Here is a 17,422-nt window from a genome sequence, read left to right on the forward strand (position 1 = left end):
ATGGTCCGTTGGTCAAGGGGTTAAGACACCGCCTTTTCACGGCGGTAACACGGGTTCGAATCCCGTACGGACTATATATTTGGAGGATTACCCAAGTCCGGCTGAAGGGAACGGTCTTGAAAACCGTCAGGCGTGTAAAAGCGTGCGTGGGTTCGAATCCCACATCCTCCTTAATATTAACGCGGGATGGAGCAGCTCGGTAGCTCGTCGGGCTCATAACCCGAAGGTCGTAGGTTCAAATCCTGCTCCCGCAATTTGGCTCGGTAGCTCAGTTGGTAGAGCAATGGATTGAAGCTCCATGTGTCGGCGGTTCGATTCCGTCTCGCGCCATCAATTCAATAATCAGGAAGGGTAGCGAAGAGGCTAAACGCGGCGGACTGTAAATCCGCTCCTTCGGGTTCGGGGGTTCGAATCCCTCCCCTTCCATCCTTTACGGGCATAGTTTAAAGGTAGAACTAAGGTCTCCAAAACCTTCAGTGTGGGTTCAATTCCTACTGCCCGTGTTAATAATTATGGCGGGTGTGGTGAAGTGGTTAACACACCAGATTGTGGCTCTGGCATGCGTGGGTTCGATCCCCATCACTCGCCTATTTATTAATATTATTATTGGGGTATAGCCAAGCGGTAAGGCAAGGGACTTTGACTCCCTCATGCGTTGGTTCGAATCCAGCTACCCCAGTTAAATTTATGCCGGCGTGGCGGAATTGGCAGACGCGCTGGACTCAAAATCCAGTGTCCGCAAGGACGTGCCGGTTCGACCCCGGCCGCCGGTATAGTATTAAAGACAAGGTTTTCGGACCTTGTCTTTTTTTCTTTGTTGTAAGTCGAGTTACCAATTTTTTCCATTTTAAAATAAATCATCAAGTTTATTAGCTAATGTTTTCTGTTTGCTAGGGTACAAATGGGAATAAGTATCAATTGTTGTCGTAATAGATGCGTGTCCTAATCTTTCTTTAACAACAAGATAATCTTCCCCTTGATTTATAAGTAATGATGCATGAGAGTGTCTTAAATCATGAATTCTTATTCTCTTTAAATCTTTATCCCTTTCTAGTATTTGCTTAAACTTCTTATCAATCATATTTTTTGTAATAGTTATTGGTGTACTCTGTATTATTTGTAGTTCGTCAGTATTTTTGGTAAATTCCTTAAGTTTTTCTTTTTGTTTTTCTTTCCAATCTTTTAACATTTCTGCTAATTTCTGATTGATTGTAATATTTCTAGTTCCTGAACGTGTTTTTGTTGTATTAATGTAGCTTGTATTATTTACAAAGTATACCGTTTTGGTAACGAAAATTGTATTTGTTAAAAGATTTATATCATTCCAGTTCAATGCGAGTATTTCTCCCATTCTCATCCCAGTAAAGAAAGCAATTACGAAAAACAGGTCATAGCTTATTTCATCATCTTGAATAAGTTCTCTAAATCTCGTGAATTCTTCTATACTCCAAAATTTGATATTAGGCTTCCTAATTGGTAATTTTCTCAGATTCTCAACAGGATTTTTATCAATAAGGGATTTTCTTATACCAGTGTCAAAAATTTTTTTAAGTAGAATTAGAACTTTATTAATTGTATTAAAACTTAAAGTTTCATTTTCATTTTGTTTTTTAGGTTTTGTTTTTAGGTATTCACGAAATTCGAATATATGGTCATACGTTAATTTATTTAAATTTGTATTTTTAAAATATGGTTTAATATGACGCTCATAATTGTTTCTTTGTGTACTTGTATAGCTTATTTTTCTGCCATTTTTCAAATCGTCTTCTTCAAGCAACTGGAATAACATATCTGTTGTTACTACAAAGTCAAATTGTTTTTCCTTTAATTCTACAACTCGAATATGTTGTTCTAGTTCTAGTGCTTCCTTTTTAGATTTTAATCCTTTTCGAATGATACGTATTCTTTTTTGTGTGACTGGGTGGAAACCATTAGAAACATCAACGGTCCATTTACCACTTTTAGTTTTACGAATAGTCATTCATTATGCTTCTTTCTGGAGTTCAATTCCTAGTAGTTCTTCAGCGACACTGGCTGGAATTGTACCAATCCGTTTGTTATCGTAGATGTTAAAACCACGATTTACTAATAGTAATTTGCCAGTATGGATAATCTTTCTTGCAGTTCCTGGAGCAAATCCAAGTTCGATAAGGTCATCTTTTGTTACAGTTTTAATCATGTGATCTCCTTTTCTAATTAGATTAAGTAAGGGGAGGATTAACTCCCCTTGTCTGATACTTATTTTTGTTTTACATCTACTAAATGGATAGCATCCGCCTTGTAATACATTGTCGAACTAATCATAGTAGCTTGTAAATTGTCAAATGTAACTGGTACTTCATCCATTGCTTGGATATAGTCATTATCAACTAAAGCTTCTGGATTGTCTACAGAGACTTGGGTTGATTTCTTTTTGAATTGTCCATCCTTGATTGTTACATTGTATTTCCAACCAATGATTTTATCGGTATTAAAACGTCTTTCGCTACCATCTCGGTTTTTGATAATTTCTCCGTTTGCATCTGCACGGACTTCCGTTTCAAATTTTGGAATGACTTCATCCAATTCAAATTTTGTTCCAATGTTATTAAAATTCCAGTCATTTTGTGAGAGCATTTTTGCCATAGTTAATTTCTCCTTTTGATATTTTCTTTGATTGTAGGGATCAAATCCTCTCTTTTAAAGAGTATTGCCCTTTCTATTAATCCACTTGCTAAATCTGGTGGATATTCCATATTGTTGAGTGCGAGATAGTTAGATTTCTCATACTCATGCAGTAAATTATTGTCGTATAGAAATTTATACGCTTTCAGAATAGCTCCTGAACCTTTATAGGTAAACCATTCTAATTTTTGTTCCAGTTCTGTTTTTGGTTTTGAAATAATGATAGAGACAGGTTTTGAGTGACCTAAAAACTTTTCCCAAGATCTCAAAGGTTTTGAGAAATGACTATCACTATAGAATCTCACTTTTTCTTTGAGATATCCCTTGGTAAAGTTGAGAAGATCTATTTCTGAATGCAACCATTCTTGAATGAAGTAGTGAGCTTTTTCTTTCCTAAGTTCTAACTCAGTTCTTATCCAATTTTCTATATACCGCTTGCTGATACCGAGCTTCTCAGCTCGTTCTAAGCGTTTATCGTAAATTCTAAGTCTTTCATCATCATTGGGTTTTCTCAAATATAAGGTCTGACCGATTGTTTCATCTCCGTAGGTATTGTAGTAGGTGCTTTTTCCATATATAAAGCGTTTCTTCTGACAAATCTTTAGAAGCTGATTAGGAGTGAAATAGGGTGTTTCATTAAAATCATCTATTGCAATATCAATTCGTCTTACTGAAAATTGATTGTAATTGTAGTAGAGGTTGTCCAGAAACTGTCTTTCGGACAGACTATTTGGATCTAATACCTTATCTCTATAGAACTCTAGTGCCTGTCCTGACATGACAAGCATGTAGGACGACTCTTTCGATCCATAGTAGATACGGATATTCCCATAATGAAGCTGGCTATCATAGTTATAGTATTTAAGGCTCCCCTTATTCTCAATAAATAGGTCAAAGTCAAGAAATAGGATATCTTCGATTATTTCTTTTGGCGAAAATTCAGTCTTATCAAACTGAATTTGAATCCAGTCAAATACAGAACGTAAATGCTCCTTTTTTGCCATAGATTTTGATTCAACTTTTTGCCTAATTTTGCCACCCTTGAAATCTCCAAAACCCTTGGTAATACTGAATTCTTTCGATGGTACACCTAACTTGCAGAGGGTGGTGTTACTACACACCCTATCGGTCAAAAATGGTCCGTCCGCATCTACGCTCATTTTCGGCTTTCTGCCTCATGGCTCAGCCGAAAACTCGCTATTAGCCGAACCTATTTTTTGACCTCTTGTTAACAAACCCTAGTAAGCCGGTTTGCATCGACTCTTCAATATCTTGGATTTTCTTTTTTAGGTTGGAATTCTCAATTTTTATCAGTCGCATTTCTCGCTTAAATTCCTGTTTTAAGGCGCTCAGTTCATCGTAGAGCTCATCTATTACTTTGTTTAGGGATGATTCTTGCTCATTGTCTGCTAGACTCCCAAATACGGCATGTATAGCCTCTTTGAGACCTATTTCAAGTTTTAGGTTAGCTAACTTTTGAAATTGTCTAAGGTCTTCGTCTGTAAAGTCATAGGAAACTGTATAACTTAATTGATGAGTTCTTGGATTTCTACTGATAGGAATTTTAATTTTCTTAAATTCCTTGCCACTTATCTCTTTAATCAGTTGAATCCAATTTTTAAGAGTAGAGGTAGAGTTTAGGCCAGAAATTTGATTGACTAACTCTTTATTGGTCATCTTTTTGTGAAACCTCCGAAATTTTCTTGTGCAACTGAAGAGTTTTCTGTGGTATAATTGTTACATAATATGTTTTGATCTTGGAACGAACGGCACATTTGTTTCAAGATTTTTTTTGTCGAATCCTACCTCCTTTATTAAAATTTTTTAAATCGACTACTTGTTACATACGCTTTTACCTCCTTTTATGCTATAATATTCTCAATGGAATATTTAATCTTAAAATAAATATTCCTTATGGAATAATTCTATTTTATACCGTTTAGAATATTTTGTCAAGCTAAAATATACAGAATCGAATATTAAAGAGGATACAATGTTTAATAATAATTCTTTTGGAGATCGTCTTAAAGAACTGAGAAAGAGTAAGAAGTTAACACAGGTACAAGTTTCTGAGATGATTGATGTACAACAAGGTACTTATTCTCGTTGGGAAAACGGAACTTTAGAGCCTAATTTAGAAGCGGTTGTCAAATTAGCAAAATTATTTGATACCACGACAGATTATTTATTAGGAAAAACGATTTATAGTACTCTAGATGTTGTCCCACATCCAATCACTAGAATTGATTTGAAGAAGTTAAAAGAGTTTAATAAAACTGAACTAGATGATCTAAAATTTGCAATTGTCATGAATGGAATTAAAAACTATTCTACTTTACCTAAGTATTTGGATGATCTAGTATCTGAAAATAATTTAGATGAAGAGGAGCAAGAAATATTACAAACTCTCTTTAAAGAGGTTTATGATTATATTAATGCAGATTGATGGTTTATAAGATTAAGTCTCAATAAGTAGAGATTAGTATATTCTTGTTGAATAATTTTGTTTAATGAAGCACTTACATTCATGAATCTGTCATTGGAACAATCTTTAGAGACTGATGATGTGATTTCTCAAGCTTGTAGCTATAGAGGGTTAGGTGAAATCTATTTAGCCTTGGAAGATACGGAATTATCCAATAGACATTTCAAACGAGCTATAGAACTTTTCGAAAGTGTTGAAGAGTTTGAAGGGATAAAGGAAATTGAAAAATTAATGACTTGAAAGTAAAAACTAAGTTCTATACTGTCCAAAAACGTTATAATTTGTCAAAAGGACTTAGCTCTGTATTGTGCAGGGCTAAGTCCTTATTTTTTGTATCTATTAGTTAAAAAAATTAGTAAAAATTTTTTTGTACCAGTACTATCTTTTAGAAAAGAAATTTAATACTTTAAAGCAGAAGATTAGATTTAACATGATAATGATTAATGTTAGAATGGAAGATATGTAGAGTTGTAAATTAATTTGTAAAAGTTGATGAATCAATAATGAACAGTATACTCCTGTTACAATTCCACTTAAAAGACCAGGCACATACTTTTTTAGATAAAGAGTCTGGATAATATGGATTATAATGTGATAGTTATATGCGATGATGATAGTTTGATAAATTGTAAAATTACCCAAATAGAAACTATAGGCAAGCAAACATAGAAGGATTAAAAATTCCTCGAACACAATTAAGTTAAACCTATAAGGAGTATAGAGTTCTTTTAAATTTTTAAATTTCGTATTATCAATCATAGAGGACATAAATTTGGGCATAAGAAGAATCTCTTCCATTTCGTGAATCATAAATAAGCTAGGAAAAAGTAAGTAGAATGCCATTTGATCCATATAATAACCTTCTTTATTAAAAATATCTTTATGTTTAATATTATATCACGAAATGAAAGTTGCTATGTAATATTGACACTAAAGATTACAAAAGCAGTTAATTTATCAGCTATTAGTAACACTACAGCGTGTATCGTTTATAATGGCGAGGATAATAGAAATAATTTTGTTTATTTCAAATTTAAGGAGGTAAGTATGCGAATCGGTATATTTACAGATACGTACTTTCCACAAGTGAGTGGAGTTGCGACTTCAATACGTGTATTAAAAGAGGATTTAGAAAGATAAGGTTCCTCATTTTACTACATACGGAAAGAATTACAGCCGTCGTTTTCAAGATAAAGAGCTCATTTCTGAGATTATTTCACAGGTTCTCAATCAAGTTTTATGTGATGGTTTAATTGATCGTTATCTTTTGTTTTGAATACCTTTGTATGAATATGACCGGTTGGGACATATCCTCTATTCTCTGATGATGCTCTTAGGACGATAAGGTATGAAGTGTTACCAAAAAGTTACTAAAATTTGAAAAATCAGTCCATTTTGCAAGATTCAAAATTCTTAAAACCCTATTAAATCAAGGTTATAAGATTTAAAAAATGTAGTTATGGAACTCAAAATCCAGTGTCCGCAAGGACGTGCCGGTTCGACCCCGGCCGCCGGTATAGATTATAAAGGAGTTTTACTCCTTTTTTTGTTTTATTTTTTTCTTTTTTATGATATAATTAACCGGTAAAGTTTCTTTTAGTGAATTAGAAGGAGTTTATTTTGTCTGAAGTTGCAAACAAAATCGATCGATTTTTAAATTCTATTTTATTGTTATCAGAAAATCAGCATGAGATTTTAGTCGGTTCTTGTACAAGTGGTGTTTCATTAACCAACACTCAGGAACATATTTTGATGCTGGTTGCTGATGAATCTCTAACCAATTCTGTCCTAGCAAAGAAATTGAATGTTAGTCAGGCGGCTATCACGAAAGCTGTGAAACCTTTATTAAGTCAGGGGATGTTAGAGACTTATCGCGATGAGAATGATGCTCGGGTTCTCTATTATCGCTTAACTGAGATTGGTAAGCCGATTGCATTAGAGCATCAGCACCACCATCAGCATACCCTTCACACTTATGAGGATGTTTTGTCGAAGTTTACTAAGAATGAGCAAGGGGTTATTTCGAGGTTTTTAGATTTATTGGAAGAGGAGTTATAGTTTGAGGTATATTACGGTTTCAAATTTATCGTTTTATTATGATCGGGAACCGGTTCTGGAAGGAATCAATTACTACTTAGATAGTGGAGAGTTTGTGACCTTGACCGGGGAAAATGGGGCTGCTAAGTCAACCTTGATTAAGGCTAGTCTTGGGATTTTACAGCCCAAGGTTGGGACAGTTGAGATTTCAAAGACGAATGTTAAGGGAAATAAGTTAAGGATTGCTTATTTGCCACAACAGATTGCTAGTTTTAATGCTGGATTTCCCAGCACGGTCTATGAATTTGTGAAGTCAGGTCGATATCCTCGTAAAGGCTGGTTTCGAAAGTTGAATGAGCACGATGAAAAGCATATTCTAAAGAGTTTAGAATCTGTTGGGATGCTGGAGTTCAAGGATAGGGCGATTGGTTCTTTGTCTGGTGGTCAGAAACAACGGGCTGTCATTGCTCGGATGTTTGCTTCAGATCCGGATATCTTTGTTTTAGATGAACCGACAACAGGGATGGATGCGACGACAAAGAGTGATTTTTATGAGTTGATGCATCACAGTGCGCATCACCATCAAAAATCTGTTTTGATGATTACGCATGATCCTGAAGAGGTTAACCAGTTTGCGGATCGGAATATTCATTTGGTTCGCGACCAGAGCTCTCCTTGGAGATGTTTTAACGTCCATGATATAGAAGGGGAGGGTGACCATGCTTGATTTATTCCAGTATGATTTTATGCAGCGAGCCTTGTTGGCTATGGTTGCCATGAGTCTTTTTTCTCCTGTATTAGGGATTTTCTTGATTTTGAGACGGCAGAGTCTGATGAGTGATACGCTGAGTCACGTCTCTCTTGCGGGTGTCGCTTTTGGGCTTTTCCTTGGGATCTCTCCGACGCTTTCGACTATGATCATTGTCATTATAGCTGCGGTTTTTCTTGAGTATTTGCGGACCTTATTTAAGGACTTTATGGAGATCGGGACGGCAATTCTAATGTCCACTGGTCTTGCCCTAGCTTTGGTACTGATGCGTGGTGGTGGGAAAAGCTCGATGAGCTTGGATCAATATTTGTTTGGTTCTACCTTAACCATTACAGATGAACAGGTGATCGCCTTGTTTGTGATTGCTTTCGTTATATTAGTGCTGACGGCCTTATTCTTGCGGCCTATGTATATTTTGACCTTTGATGAAGATACGGCCTTCGTAGATGGCCTTCCTGTCCGGACTATGTCCATTTTATTTAATGTGGTAACGGGGGTTGCTATCGCCTTAATGATTCCTGCAGCAGGATCGTTATTGGTTTCAACCATCATGGTCTTACCGGCTAGTATTGCCCTGAAATTAGGGAAGAACTTCCGTGGGGTCATGCTGATTGCGGTCATCATTGGTTTTATCGGGATGTTTAGTGGGTTGATTTTGTCTTATATTGCAGATACACCAGCGAGTGCCAGTATTACGCTTTTATTTGTGGCACTGTTCTTGCTTGTGAATCTTGGATCACGTTTGAGGAAGTAGATATGAACTTTAAAAAATTTGGTTGGTTATTGTTAGTGGCTTTAACACTTGTTTTGACAGCTTGTGGCAAAAGTCAGAGTCAAAATGGGAAATTAAAAGTGATGACCACTTTCTATCCTGTTTATGATTTTACAAAAAATATTGTTGGAGATGAAGGAACGGTAGACCTGCTCATTGGAGCGGGATCAGAGCCTCATGAATATGAATTGTCTGCTAAGGGGCGGGCTATGATTCAAGATTCGGATGTTTTCGTTTATGAGAATGAAAACATGGAAACGTGGGTTCCAAATCTTTTGAAATCCATGAAGGATAAGAAAACCAAAGTGATCGATGCTACCAAGGGTATGGTCTTGCTTCCTGGATTGGAAGAGGAACATGAACACGAAGGGGGCGAAGAACACCATCATGAATATGATCCTCACCTTTGGCTCTCTCCACATCGTGCCATGAAGATGGTAGAGTCGATTCGTGATCAGTTGGTCGCAGCTTATCCAGATAAGAAAAAGACGTTTGAGAAAAATGCCCAAGCCTATCTGAAGAAATTACAGGCTTTGGATCAAGCTTATCAGGATGGGTTGAAAGATGCGAAACAAAAGAATTTCGTGACCCAACACGCGGCTTTCCGTTACTTGGCCTTGGATTATGGATTAAACCAGGTGGCCATTTCAGGGATTTCACCTGATAGCGAGCCTTCTGCTGCACGATTGCGTGAATTGACAGAGTATATCAAGAAAAATGAGATCAAGGTCATTTACTTTGAGGAAAATGCTTCTAAGTCCTTGGCGAAAACCTTGTCTTCTGAAGCTGGTGTTGAGTTAGCTGTCTTAAATCCTTTGGAAAGCTTGACGGATCAAGAAATGAAAGATGGCGAAGACTACGTGTCTGTTATGAAGGAAAATCTGAAGGCGCTAGAGAAAACAACGTCACAAGCTGGTAAGGATATTCAACCGGAACATGAGGAAGATGCTAAGACAGTTCAAAAGGGCTATTTCGAGGATAGTCAAGTGAAGGATCGTAGCTTGGCAAATTATGCGGGTGATTGGAAATCAGTTTATCCATACTTGCAAGATGGAACGTTGGATCAGGTCTTTGATTATAAGGCAAAATTAAATCCAACTATGACGGCTGCTGAGTATAAGGAATATTATACCAAGGGTTACCAAACAGATATTGATCGGATTAAGATTGATAAGGATTCAATGGAGTTTTATCAAAAAGGATCTTCTAAGAAATACACCTATAAATACGTAGGTAAGCACATTTTGACTTATAAGAAGGGGAATCGTGGTGTTCGTTATCTTTTTGAAGCGAAAGAGAGCGATGCGGGAGACTTCAAATATGTTCAATTTAGTGACCATGAAATTACTCCGGTAAAGGCAGCTCACTTCCACATTTTCCATGGAGGAAAGAGTCAAGAAGCGCTTTATGATGAGTTAGAAAATTGGCCAACTTATTATCCTTCGAACTTATCTGGTTTAGAAGTGGCACAGGAAATGCTGGCTCATTAAAAGTTGTATCAAAAGAGAGACTAGGACTGATTATCCCGGTCTCTTTTTGATTAAAAATGGGGAGTGAAGCTTGTCAAATGCATGAAAATACGTTACAATGAAAGGGCTTTAAACTAAAAAAATGTATGGGGAATTTTAAATGAAAAAAGTTGGTGCAATTCTTGTGAGTCTTCTCAGTGTGGTCCTGTTGGTAGCTTGTTCGCAACAGGGAACGAGCAAAAAATCAACCACTTCTTCTAGTCAAACGACGACCTCTTCTGAAGTCAAAAAGACGGATGCTTCTAGTTCGGAAGTGAAGGAGAAAGAAAAAAAAGAAGAGAAAAAAGAAGTGAAGAAAATGGATCTTGAAGCGATTGCCAATGGAGATTACAGCAGTATTGCTGGGGTCTGGCAAGATGATAAGGGAAACAAGTTGGTCTTTAATGACAAAGGGTTGGTCTCACAAGAGTTAGAGGGCTACGGAGCTTCTTTGACGGATTATGGGACCGCCTCAGAAGGCATTTATGGTGGTCGTGATGGGGGCTTCTTGTTGGAGTATATTCCTGCGGGAGTAACCATTGGTGATCAGGTCGATGATCAAGGACAAGTCGTCTTTAAGGATACATCAGATGCCTCTAAAAATCGCTTGTGGTCTGGTGTTGGTATCGCTAGTTTTGGGGAACAAGGCTCGATCTACTATCATGTAGGAGATGAATAACAGAAAAAAGAGGCTGGGACAAAAGTCCTAGCCTCTCAATTATTTTTGGATTGTCGAGCAAGACGCAGTGGTTGAGTGGGCTCTACTACGCTGATTTCATCAGCTTTTACAGCCCTACTCAACTGTGCGGGGGTGGGACGACGAAATCGAATTCTAACGAATGACCGATTTCTGTCCCACTTTCTTTTTCTTATGCATGTGGGGGGAGCCATGAAAGGTCAAACTGGAGCAATTGGGCTTCAAGGAGATCTTGATGGGAAACCTCTTGTTTCTCTTTGCCATCTAATAGGGCTCTTTGGATGAAATAGGCGCCTGCAGTGTGTGAGTTGGCGCAAATTTTGAGCTCTTGCTTGGGAAGATGGAGAAGGACTTCTTTAAAGAGAGGGAGGCCCAGATCATAGATTGGTTTTCCTGGACAGGTTGGATAGAGTCCAAGGGCTGACCAGATGTACCAAGCAGATAGGCTACCATTGTCCTCATCACCTGGATAGGCTTGGAAATCTTGATGGAAAGCTTGGGAACGGATCTGGTGGATCAGGAGATTGGTGTATTCGGGATGAAGACTGTAACGGAAGAGGTAGGGAATGTGAAAGCTGGGTTGATTGGAGATGGCGATCTGCCCAAATGGAGCTTGGGCCATTTCACTCATTTCGTGGATTTCATAGCCATATCCTCTTACATCAAATTGAGGTTTTTGATTGGCCAGATCCAGCAGTCGTTGGGTGAAGGCTTTTTCACCGCCCATTAGCTCTATCAGACCGGAGAGGTCGTGTAAGGCTCCAAAAGTAGCTTGGGTGGCAGAGCATTCTGCATAATCTCCTCCCCAGCTGGTAGGAGAGAAGGGTTCTTTAAAGGTTCCATTGGTGGATCGTGCTCTCATAAAGCCTGTTTGGGCATCGTACAATGTTCGGTAGGAGAGGCTGGAAGCAGTATACCGAGTGGCTGTTTCTGTCTGACCCAATTGCTTGGCAACGGTAGCAATGCAAAAATCACTATAGGCATAATCTAGGCTATGGCTCACACTTTCGTGAAAATCATCGGGTAGGTAGCCAAGGGCCTTGTAGCTTTCATTGCCATGGCGACCAAAATGTTGAGTGGGATCTGTTTTTTGAGCTGTCTGGAGCATAGCTGTCAGCATGTTTTCATGTAGGTCTGGTGCGATCCCTTTTGTGACAGCATCCGCAAAGACCCCATCAATGAGGGTACCTGGCATCATCCCTCGTTCATCTGGGGCCAACCATTTTGGTAGAAAACCAGTATCCTTGTAAGTGTTTAAAAATCCTTCGAGAAAGTGACGGTAGTAATCGGGGTAGACAAGGCTAAAGAGCGGAAAAGAGGTCCGAAAGAGGTCCCAAAATCCGATATTGGTATAAGCTTTTCCTGGTTTGATTTCATTATGGGTGACATCCAGGTGCCAGTCATTTCCCTCGGTATCTGTTTCATAAAAGGTTTGAGGGAAAAGGAGGAGTCGGTAAAGGCAATGATCGAAAAAGGCTTGGTCACGCCCTCCGGTATCTTTTACTTCAATTCGTTTTAGCAGCTGATTCCATTGATCGGCTGCTTCTTTTTTAGCTTCTTCTAAGGGAAGGTGGGGAAGATGGCTGTGAGCCATGTCTTGGGACAGATAAGAAGTTCCTAATTGGACGGTCACTTCATTGCTCGCAAAGGTCAGAAAAAGATCTTGATCGATGTGAGTGACGCTCTCAATCGGCTGGCTAAATTGCCACTGGAGATAGAAAGAGTAGGAAGTATCTGCGGTATGGGCCTGATCCAGAATGTGGAAGTGGCAGGTTTGGCCTGTCAGAGTCAAGTCCTCTAGTTCCTTTGCTGCATGAAAGCAGAGTGTCAGCTTTTCTGGTGCTCGAAAGTGCATGATAGCCCCGTAGCGGCTTGGAACTAGCTCGCTTTGAATCTGATAACGTTCCGAAAAAATACGGAGGTAGTGGGGTTGGAAAACGGCTTCTTTCATCGAATAACTGCTTTGACGACGGAAGAGGTCGGAACTTGCAACTTCCCCTGTGATGGGCGTGATGAGGCACCAAGCGTAGTCTCCTATCCAAGGACTAGGCTGGTGGGTGAGGCGAAATCCCTGAAAAATAGGGAGATTGGGGTTGAAAAACCAAGCCCCCTGTTCGTGTGTCGTCTGGGGAAGGAAGTAGTTCATCCCAAAAGGGACTCCGGTATAAGGGAGGATGTTCCCGTGCGAATAGTGGGGATGATTATCGCTTCCCCAGCGGGTATCGATGGTTTGGCAATGTGTGCGCATCTTGTCTCCTTTTTCTTCATCAACCTTAAATGATCTGTGTTTTTCTTGGAACACGCGGTGGTATTTTCTTCATTGTATCAAAGTGTTGTCAAATATGATAGCGTTTTTATCAAATGGAAAATTTTGTAGAAAAAGGGCTATAGTTTGCGTATGTATTTCCCATTTGAAATCTTTTATACTGAATAGGAAAGAATCGATACGTGTGAGGAAAATAAATGACCTATTCAAAAGAAATTGTGCGAGAATGGTTGGATCAAGTGGCTGAGCGTGCTAAGGAATACCCTGATTGGGTGGATGTCTTTGAACGTTGTTATACAGATACTTTGGATAATACAGTTGAAATTTTAGAAGATGGGTCAACCTTTGTGTTAACAGGGGACATCCCAGCTATGTGGTTGCGTGACTCAACGGCTCAATTGAGGCCCTATCTTCATGTGGCTAAACGAGATCCCCAATTGCGCCAGACCATTGCTGGTTTGGTCAAACGTCAGATGACCTTGATTCTCAAGGATCCTTATGCCAACTCTTTTAATATTGAGGAGAACTGGAAAGGCCATCACGAGACCGACCACACCGATTTGAATGGCTGGATTTGGGAGCGCAAGTATGAAGTGGATTCGCTGTGCTATCCCTTGCAGCTGGCTTATCTTCTGTGGAAAGAAACTGGTGAGACTAGCCAATTTGATGAAACCTTTGTCACAGCGACTAAGGAGATTCTTCATCTCTGGACGGTGGAACAAGACCATAACAACTCCCCTTATCGCTTCGTTCGAGATACTGATCGTAAGGAAGACACGCTGGTGAATGACGGCTTTGGGCCAGATTTTGCCGTGACAGGGATGACCTGGTCAGCCTTTCGTCCAAGTGATGACTGCTGTCAGTATAGCTATTTGATTCCATCCAATATGTTTGCAGTGGTTGTTTTGGGTTATGTCCAAGAAATCTTTGCAACATTGAATCTAGCTGATAGTGAAAGCATCATTGCAGATGCCAAACGCCTCCAAGCGGAGATTCAAGAAGGGATCGAAAACTACGCCTACACGACTAACAGCAAGGGCGAGAAAATCTATGCCTTTGAGGTAGATGGTTTAGGAAATGCTAGCATCATGGATGATCCGAACGTGCCAAGTTTGTTAGCTGCTCCCTATCTGGGCTACTGCGCCATCGACGACGAAGTCTACCAAGCCACTCGTCGGACTATTTTGAGCCCTGAAAATCCTTACTTCTATGAAGGGAAGTACGCAAGTGGACTCGGAAGTTCTCATACCTTTTATCGCTATATCTGGCCGATTGCCCTTTCTATTCAAGGATTGACAACGACAGATAAAGCTGAGAAAAAATTCTTGCTCGATCAGCTGGTTGCCTGCGATGGAGGCACGGGTGTCATGCACGAAAGTTTCCATGTAGATGATCCAACCAAATACTCGCGTGAATGGTTCTCGTGGGCCAACATGATGTTCTGCGAATTAGTCTTGGATTACTTGGATATTCGCTAATGAGCTCTTGCTCGACAGATTCTTGTCAAGAATCACAAATATATCTTTAAATTTAAGTTAGAATGAGGTTTTACTCATGGAAAATGTTGTTGTACATATTATTTCTCACAGCCACTGGGATCGTGAGTGGTATCTACCTTTTGAAAGTCACCGCATGCAATTGGTGGAACTGTTTGACAATCTCTTTGATCTTTTTGAAAATGATCCTGAGTTCAAAAGTTTCCACTTAGATGGACAAACCATTGTCCTTGACGACTATTTAGAAATTCGCCCTGAAAACCGCGACAAGGTGCAACGTTATATCGACGAGGGCAAGCTCAAGATTGGTCCCTTCTACATTTTGCAGGATGATTACTTGATCTCCAGTGAAGCCAACGTCCGCAATACCTTGATTGGACAAGCTGAATGCGCCAAATGGGGCAAATCTACTCAGATTGGTTACTTCCCTGATACCTTTGGAAATATGGGGCAAGCTCCTCAAATCCTTCAAAAATCAGGCATTCACGTAGCAGCTTTTGGGCGTGGTGTCAAACCAATCGGATTTGACAACCAGGTCCTCGAAGATGAGCAGTTTACCTCTCAATTTTCTGAAATGTACTGGCAAGGGGCGGATGGTAGCCGTGTGCTGGGTATTCTTTTTGCTAACTGGTACAGTAACGGGAACGAAATTCCAGTGGATAAAGATGAAGCTTTGGCTTTCTGGAAACAAAAATTGTCAGATGTTCGTGACTATGCATCGACTAATCAATGGTTGATGATGAACGGATGTGATCACCAACCAGTTCAACGAAATTTGAGTGAAGCCATTCGTGTGGCAAACGAACTTTTCCCTGACGTGACCTTTGTTCACAGCTCCTTTGATGAATACGTTCAAGCAGTGGAAAGTGCACTTCCTGAACACCTATCAACTGTTACAGGTGAGTTGACTAGCCAGGAAACGGATGGTTGGTACACCCTTGCCAATACCTCATCTTCACGTGTTTATCTCAAACAAGCCTTCCAGGAAAACAGCAACTTGCTCGAACAAGTGGTGGAACCTTTGACCATCATCACTGGTGGACATCACCACAAGGATCAGTTGATCTATGCCTGGAAGACGCTCTTGCAAAATGCGCCACACGATAGTATTTGTGGATGTAGCGTAGATGATGTTCACCGTGAAATGGAAGTCCGTTTTGCCAAGGTCAACCAAGTTGGAAACTTTGTCAAGACCAACCTTCTGAACGAATGGAAGGGTAAACTAGCAACTCAAAAAGCCCAGAGTGAGCACCTCTTTACGGTCATCAATACTGGCTTGCATAGTAAGGTAGATACCGTCAGCACGATTGTCGATGTAGCGGTTTGTCCATTTAAGGAATTGCACCCGACAGAGGGCTTCAAGAAAATGGCCGCTTTGAGCTTGCCAGACTACCACGTAGAAGATTTAGATGGGCATCTTGTAGAAGCAGAGATTGAAGACTTGGGAGCAAGCTTTGGCTATACCCTGCCTAAGGATAAATTCCGCCAACCCTATATTGCACGTCAAGTGCGCGTGACGGTTCCTGTTCATTTGGCAGCCTTGTCTTGGACGACCTTCCAGCTCTTGGAAGGCAAAGCACCTCATCATGAGGGTCTGTTCCAAAATGGGGTGATCGATACGCCATTTGTAACCCTTAGTATCGATGATGGCTTGACCCTCTATGATAAAACGACCAATGAGGCTTATGAGGATTTCCTTCGCTTTGAAGATCGTGGGGATATCGGTAATGAATATATCTACTTCCAACCAAAAGGAACCGAGCCGATCTATGCGGAGTTAACAGCTTATGAGGTCTTGGAAAACAATGCTCGCTATGCCAAAATCTTGCTCAAGCATGACTTGACGATCCCGGTTAGCGCGGATGAACAATTGGATGCGGAACAAAGAGGCATTATCGAGTTTATGAACCGCAAGGCAAGTCGCTCAGAAGAGCTGACAACCATCCCTCTTGAAACGGAGATGACCATCTTTGTAGATGATCCGCAAATTCGCTTCAAGACGCGCTTTACCAATACTGCCAAGGATCACCGTATCCGTCTCCTGGTCAAGACTCACAATACACGTCCAAGCAACGATTCTGAAAGTATCTATGAGGTTGTGACACGGCCAAATAAACCGGCTGCTTCTTGGGAAAATCCTGAAAATCCCCAACACCAGCAAGCTTTCGTCAGCTTGTATGATGACGTCAAAGGGGTAACAGTGGCCAATAAAGGATTGCATGAATACGAAATTCTTGGAGACGATACGATAGCTGTAACCCTTCTCCGTGCTTCCGGTGAACTTGGTGACTGGGGCTATTTCCCAACACCAGAAGCACAATGTTTGCGGGACTTTGAGGTGGAGTATGCAGTAGAATGCCATCAAGCTCAGGGGCGCTTCTCTGCTTATCGCCGAGCGAAAGCTTTGCAGACACCAATGACCAGCCTTCAAGTTGAAAAACAAGAAGGAAGTGTAGCAGCGTCTGGTAGCTTACTCAAGCATACAGCCTTGACACATCCTCAGGTTTGTCCAACAGCCTTTAAGGTAGCGGAAAATGAAGAAGGTTACATCCTTCGCTATTACAACATGAGCCAAGAAAATGTGCGCGTGTCAGAAGGACAACAAACGGTTGTCGATCTTCTGGAACAACCGTATCCGGTTCATACAGGTTTATTGGCACCGCAAGAAATCCGGACAGAATGGATTAAAAAAGAAGAAGTATAGCTGTTTGCAGCTGAAGAAACAATA

At 40.1% G+C, this 17,422-nt stretch carries 15 protein-coding genes, 9 tRNA genes and 1 pseudogene; 18 read left to right on the plus strand and 7 right to left on the minus strand.

From position 1 onward, the window contains the following. The first annotated feature begins 2 nt into the window (after window positions 1-2). The 9 genes from M1G14_RS03115 (at window position 3) to M1G14_RS03155 (ending at window position 773) form a co-directional block, all read left to right on the plus strand. Window positions 3-74 (plus strand) — tRNA-Glu (locus M1G14_RS03115). Window positions 75-81: 7 nt separating this feature from the next. Further along, window positions 82-171: transfer RNA gene (locus M1G14_RS03120), tRNA-Ser, on the plus strand. A 9-nt stretch (window positions 172-180) separates the two neighbouring features. Beyond that, window positions 181-254: transfer RNA gene (locus M1G14_RS03125), tRNA-Met, on the plus strand. A gap of 3 nt (window positions 255-257) precedes the next feature. Then, window positions 258-330, plus strand: a tRNA-Phe gene (locus M1G14_RS03130). Window positions 331-345: 15 nt separating this feature from the next. Then, window positions 346-426 (plus strand) — tRNA-Tyr (locus M1G14_RS03135). Window positions 427-432: 6 nt separating this feature from the next. After that, window positions 433-503, plus strand: a tRNA-Trp gene (locus M1G14_RS03140). 12 nt (window positions 504-515) lie between these two features. Continuing rightward, window positions 516-588, plus strand: a tRNA-His gene (locus M1G14_RS03145). Window positions 589-607: 19 nt separating this feature from the next. After that, a tRNA-Gln gene (locus M1G14_RS03150) sits at window positions 608-679 on the plus strand. A gap of 10 nt (window positions 680-689) precedes the next feature. After that, window positions 690-773: transfer RNA gene (locus M1G14_RS03155), tRNA-Leu, on the plus strand. Window positions 774-847: 74 nt separating this feature from the next. Here M1G14_RS03155 and M1G14_RS03160 read toward each other — a convergent pair. From M1G14_RS03160 to M1G14_RS03180, 5 genes are read right to left on the minus strand one after another with little or no spacing between them, the layout of a single operon-like run. Continuing rightward, window positions 848-1,981 (minus strand): tyrosine-type recombinase/integrase, encoded by a 1,134-nt coding sequence (locus tag M1G14_RS03160; protein ID WP_118172281.1) that lies wholly within the window; start codon window positions 1,979-1,981, stop codon window positions 848-850. A gap of 3 nt (window positions 1,982-1,984) precedes the next feature. Next, the gene (locus tag M1G14_RS03165; protein WP_000598356.1) at window positions 1,985-2,179 is read right to left on the minus strand and encodes a DUF3173 domain-containing protein; all 195 of its coding nucleotides are present in this window, start codon (window positions 2,177-2,179) and stop codon (window positions 1,985-1,987) included. 59 nt (window positions 2,180-2,238) lie between these two features. Then, window positions 2,239-2,625 (minus strand): hypothetical protein, encoded by a 387-nt coding sequence (locus tag M1G14_RS03170; RefSeq protein ID WP_006595173.1) that lies wholly within the window; start codon window positions 2,623-2,625, stop codon window positions 2,239-2,241. A 2-nt stretch (window positions 2,626-2,627) separates the two neighbouring features. Continuing rightward, a complete protein-coding gene (locus tag M1G14_RS03175) occupies window positions 2,628-3,824 on the minus strand; it encodes a replication initiation factor domain-containing protein (protein WP_118172280.1) in 1,197 nt (398 codons plus the stop codon). A gap of 40 nt (window positions 3,825-3,864) precedes the next feature. After that, on the minus strand, window positions 3,865-4,341 hold the full coding sequence (locus M1G14_RS03180) for a hypothetical protein (RefSeq protein ID WP_247926271.1): 477 nt from the start codon (window positions 4,339-4,341) through the stop codon (window positions 3,865-3,867). 316 nt (window positions 4,342-4,657) lie between these two features. Between M1G14_RS03180 and M1G14_RS03185 the strand changes: the two genes are divergently transcribed. Further along, the gene (locus M1G14_RS03185) at window positions 4,658-5,110 is read left to right on the plus strand and encodes a helix-turn-helix domain-containing protein (protein WP_164226430.1); all 453 of its coding nucleotides are present in this window, start codon (window positions 4,658-4,660) and stop codon (window positions 5,108-5,110) included. 63 nt (window positions 5,111-5,173) lie between these two features. Further along, window positions 5,174-5,389: pseudogene (locus M1G14_RS03190) on the plus strand (tetratricopeptide repeat protein); the annotation flags it as partial. A 138-nt stretch (window positions 5,390-5,527) separates the two neighbouring features. Here the strand turns inward: M1G14_RS03190 and M1G14_RS03195 are convergent. Then, window positions 5,528-6,001 carry an HXXEE domain-containing protein gene (locus M1G14_RS03195; protein ID WP_345773025.1) on the minus strand — a complete coding sequence of 158 codons (474 nt, stop codon included), beginning with the start codon at window positions 5,999-6,001 and terminating at the stop codon, window positions 5,528-5,530. A 768-nt stretch (window positions 6,002-6,769) separates the two neighbouring features. Between M1G14_RS03195 and M1G14_RS03200 the strand changes: the two genes are divergently transcribed. The 5 genes from M1G14_RS03200 to M1G14_RS03220 all read left to right on the plus strand — a co-directional run bounded on the left by M1G14_RS03200 (window position 6,770) and on the right by M1G14_RS03220 (window position 10,914). After that, window positions 6,770-7,207, plus strand: coding sequence for a zinc-dependent MarR family transcriptional regulator (locus tag M1G14_RS03200; RefSeq protein WP_214260192.1), 438 nt, complete (start codon window positions 6,770-6,772; stop codon window positions 7,205-7,207). Between the two features lies 1 nt (window position 7,208). Continuing rightward, window positions 7,209-7,913 carry a metal ABC transporter ATP-binding protein gene (locus tag M1G14_RS03205; RefSeq protein ID WP_049514770.1) on the plus strand — a complete coding sequence of 235 codons (705 nt, stop codon included), beginning with the start codon at window positions 7,209-7,211 and terminating at the stop codon, window positions 7,911-7,913. Then, window positions 7,906-8,709, plus strand: a complete 804-nt coding sequence (locus M1G14_RS03210) for a metal ABC transporter permease (RefSeq protein WP_247926273.1) — start codon at window positions 7,906-7,908, stop codon at window positions 8,707-8,709. The genes M1G14_RS03205 and M1G14_RS03210 overlap by 8 nt, the downstream gene beginning before the upstream one ends. Before the next feature lie 2 nt (window positions 8,710-8,711). Next, window positions 8,712-10,217: a zinc ABC transporter substrate-binding protein AdcA gene (locus tag M1G14_RS03215; RefSeq protein WP_049483548.1), complete on the plus strand. Its 1,506-nt coding sequence runs from the start codon at window positions 8,712-8,714 to the stop codon at window positions 10,215-10,217. 139 nt (window positions 10,218-10,356) lie between these two features. Further along, window positions 10,357-10,914 (plus strand): DUF6287 domain-containing protein, encoded by a 558-nt coding sequence (locus tag M1G14_RS03220; protein WP_118228501.1) that lies wholly within the window; start codon window positions 10,357-10,359, stop codon window positions 10,912-10,914. 190 nt (window positions 10,915-11,104) lie between these two features. Here M1G14_RS03220 and M1G14_RS03225 read toward each other — a convergent pair whose 3' ends face one another. Next, on the minus strand, window positions 11,105-13,180 hold the full coding sequence (locus M1G14_RS03225; RefSeq protein WP_247926274.1) for a GH92 family glycosyl hydrolase: 2,076 nt from the start codon (window positions 13,178-13,180) through the stop codon (window positions 11,105-11,107). Window positions 13,181-13,395: 215 nt separating this feature from the next. On the opposite strand from M1G14_RS03225, the gene M1G14_RS03230 reads away from it, so the two are divergent. Together M1G14_RS03230 and M1G14_RS03235 are read left to right on the plus strand one after the other, a co-directional pair. Further along, a complete protein-coding gene (locus M1G14_RS03230; protein WP_195327237.1) occupies window positions 13,396-14,676 on the plus strand; it encodes a glycoside hydrolase family 125 protein in 1,281 nt (426 codons plus the stop codon). 76 nt (window positions 14,677-14,752) lie between these two features. Further along, window positions 14,753-17,398 (plus strand): alpha-mannosidase, encoded by a 2,646-nt coding sequence (locus tag M1G14_RS03235; protein ID WP_247926275.1) that lies wholly within the window; start codon window positions 14,753-14,755, stop codon window positions 17,396-17,398. The last annotated feature ends 24 nt before the right edge of the window (window positions 17,399-17,422 follow it).

The organism is Streptococcus parasanguinis (assembly GCF_023109675.1).
GTDB lineage: Bacteria > Bacillota > Bacilli > Lactobacillales > Streptococcaceae > Streptococcus > Streptococcus parasanguinis_I.

What these genes read in the sequence shown, in the direction of transcription:
- M1G14_RS03160 (WP_118172281.1), bottom strand. Translation starts at nt 1,981, where the DNA reads ATGACTATTCGTAAAACTAAAAGTGGTAAATGGACCGTTGATGTTTCT.
- M1G14_RS03165 (WP_000598356.1), bottom strand. Translation starts at nt 2,179, where the DNA reads ATGATTAAAACTGTAACAAAAGATGACCTTATCGAACTTGGATTTGCT.
- M1G14_RS03170 (WP_006595173.1), bottom strand. Translation starts at nt 2,625, where the DNA reads ATGGCAAAAATGCTCTCACAAAATGACTGGAATTTTAATAACATTGGA.
- M1G14_RS03175 (WP_118172280.1), bottom strand. Translation starts at nt 3,824, where the DNA reads ATGAGCGTAGATGCGGACGGACCATTTTTGACCGATAGGGTGTGTAGT.
- M1G14_RS03180 (WP_247926271.1), bottom strand. Translation starts at nt 4,341, where the DNA reads ATGACCAATAAAGAGTTAGTCAATCAAATTTCTGGCCTAAACTCTACC.
- M1G14_RS03185 (WP_164226430.1), top strand. Translation starts at nt 4,658, where the DNA reads ATGTTTAATAATAATTCTTTTGGAGATCGTCTTAAAGAACTGAGAAAG.
- M1G14_RS03195 (WP_345773025.1), bottom strand. Translation starts at nt 6,001, where the DNA reads ATGGATCAAATGGCATTCTACTTACTTTTTCCTAGCTTATTTATGATT.
- M1G14_RS03210 (WP_247926273.1), top strand. Translation starts at nt 7,906, where the DNA reads ATGCTTGATTTATTCCAGTATGATTTTATGCAGCGAGCCTTGTTGGCT.
- M1G14_RS03215 (WP_049483548.1), top strand. Translation starts at nt 8,712, where the DNA reads ATGAACTTTAAAAAATTTGGTTGGTTATTGTTAGTGGCTTTAACACTT.
- M1G14_RS03220 (WP_118228501.1), top strand. Translation starts at nt 10,357, where the DNA reads ATGAAAAAAGTTGGTGCAATTCTTGTGAGTCTTCTCAGTGTGGTCCTG.
- M1G14_RS03225 (WP_247926274.1), bottom strand. Translation starts at nt 13,180, where the DNA reads ATGCGCACACATTGCCAAACCATCGATACCCGCTGGGGAAGCGATAAT.
- M1G14_RS03230 (WP_195327237.1), top strand. Translation starts at nt 13,396, where the DNA reads ATGACCTATTCAAAAGAAATTGTGCGAGAATGGTTGGATCAAGTGGCT.
- M1G14_RS03235 (WP_247926275.1), top strand. Translation starts at nt 14,753, where the DNA reads ATGGAAAATGTTGTTGTACATATTATTTCTCACAGCCACTGGGATCGT.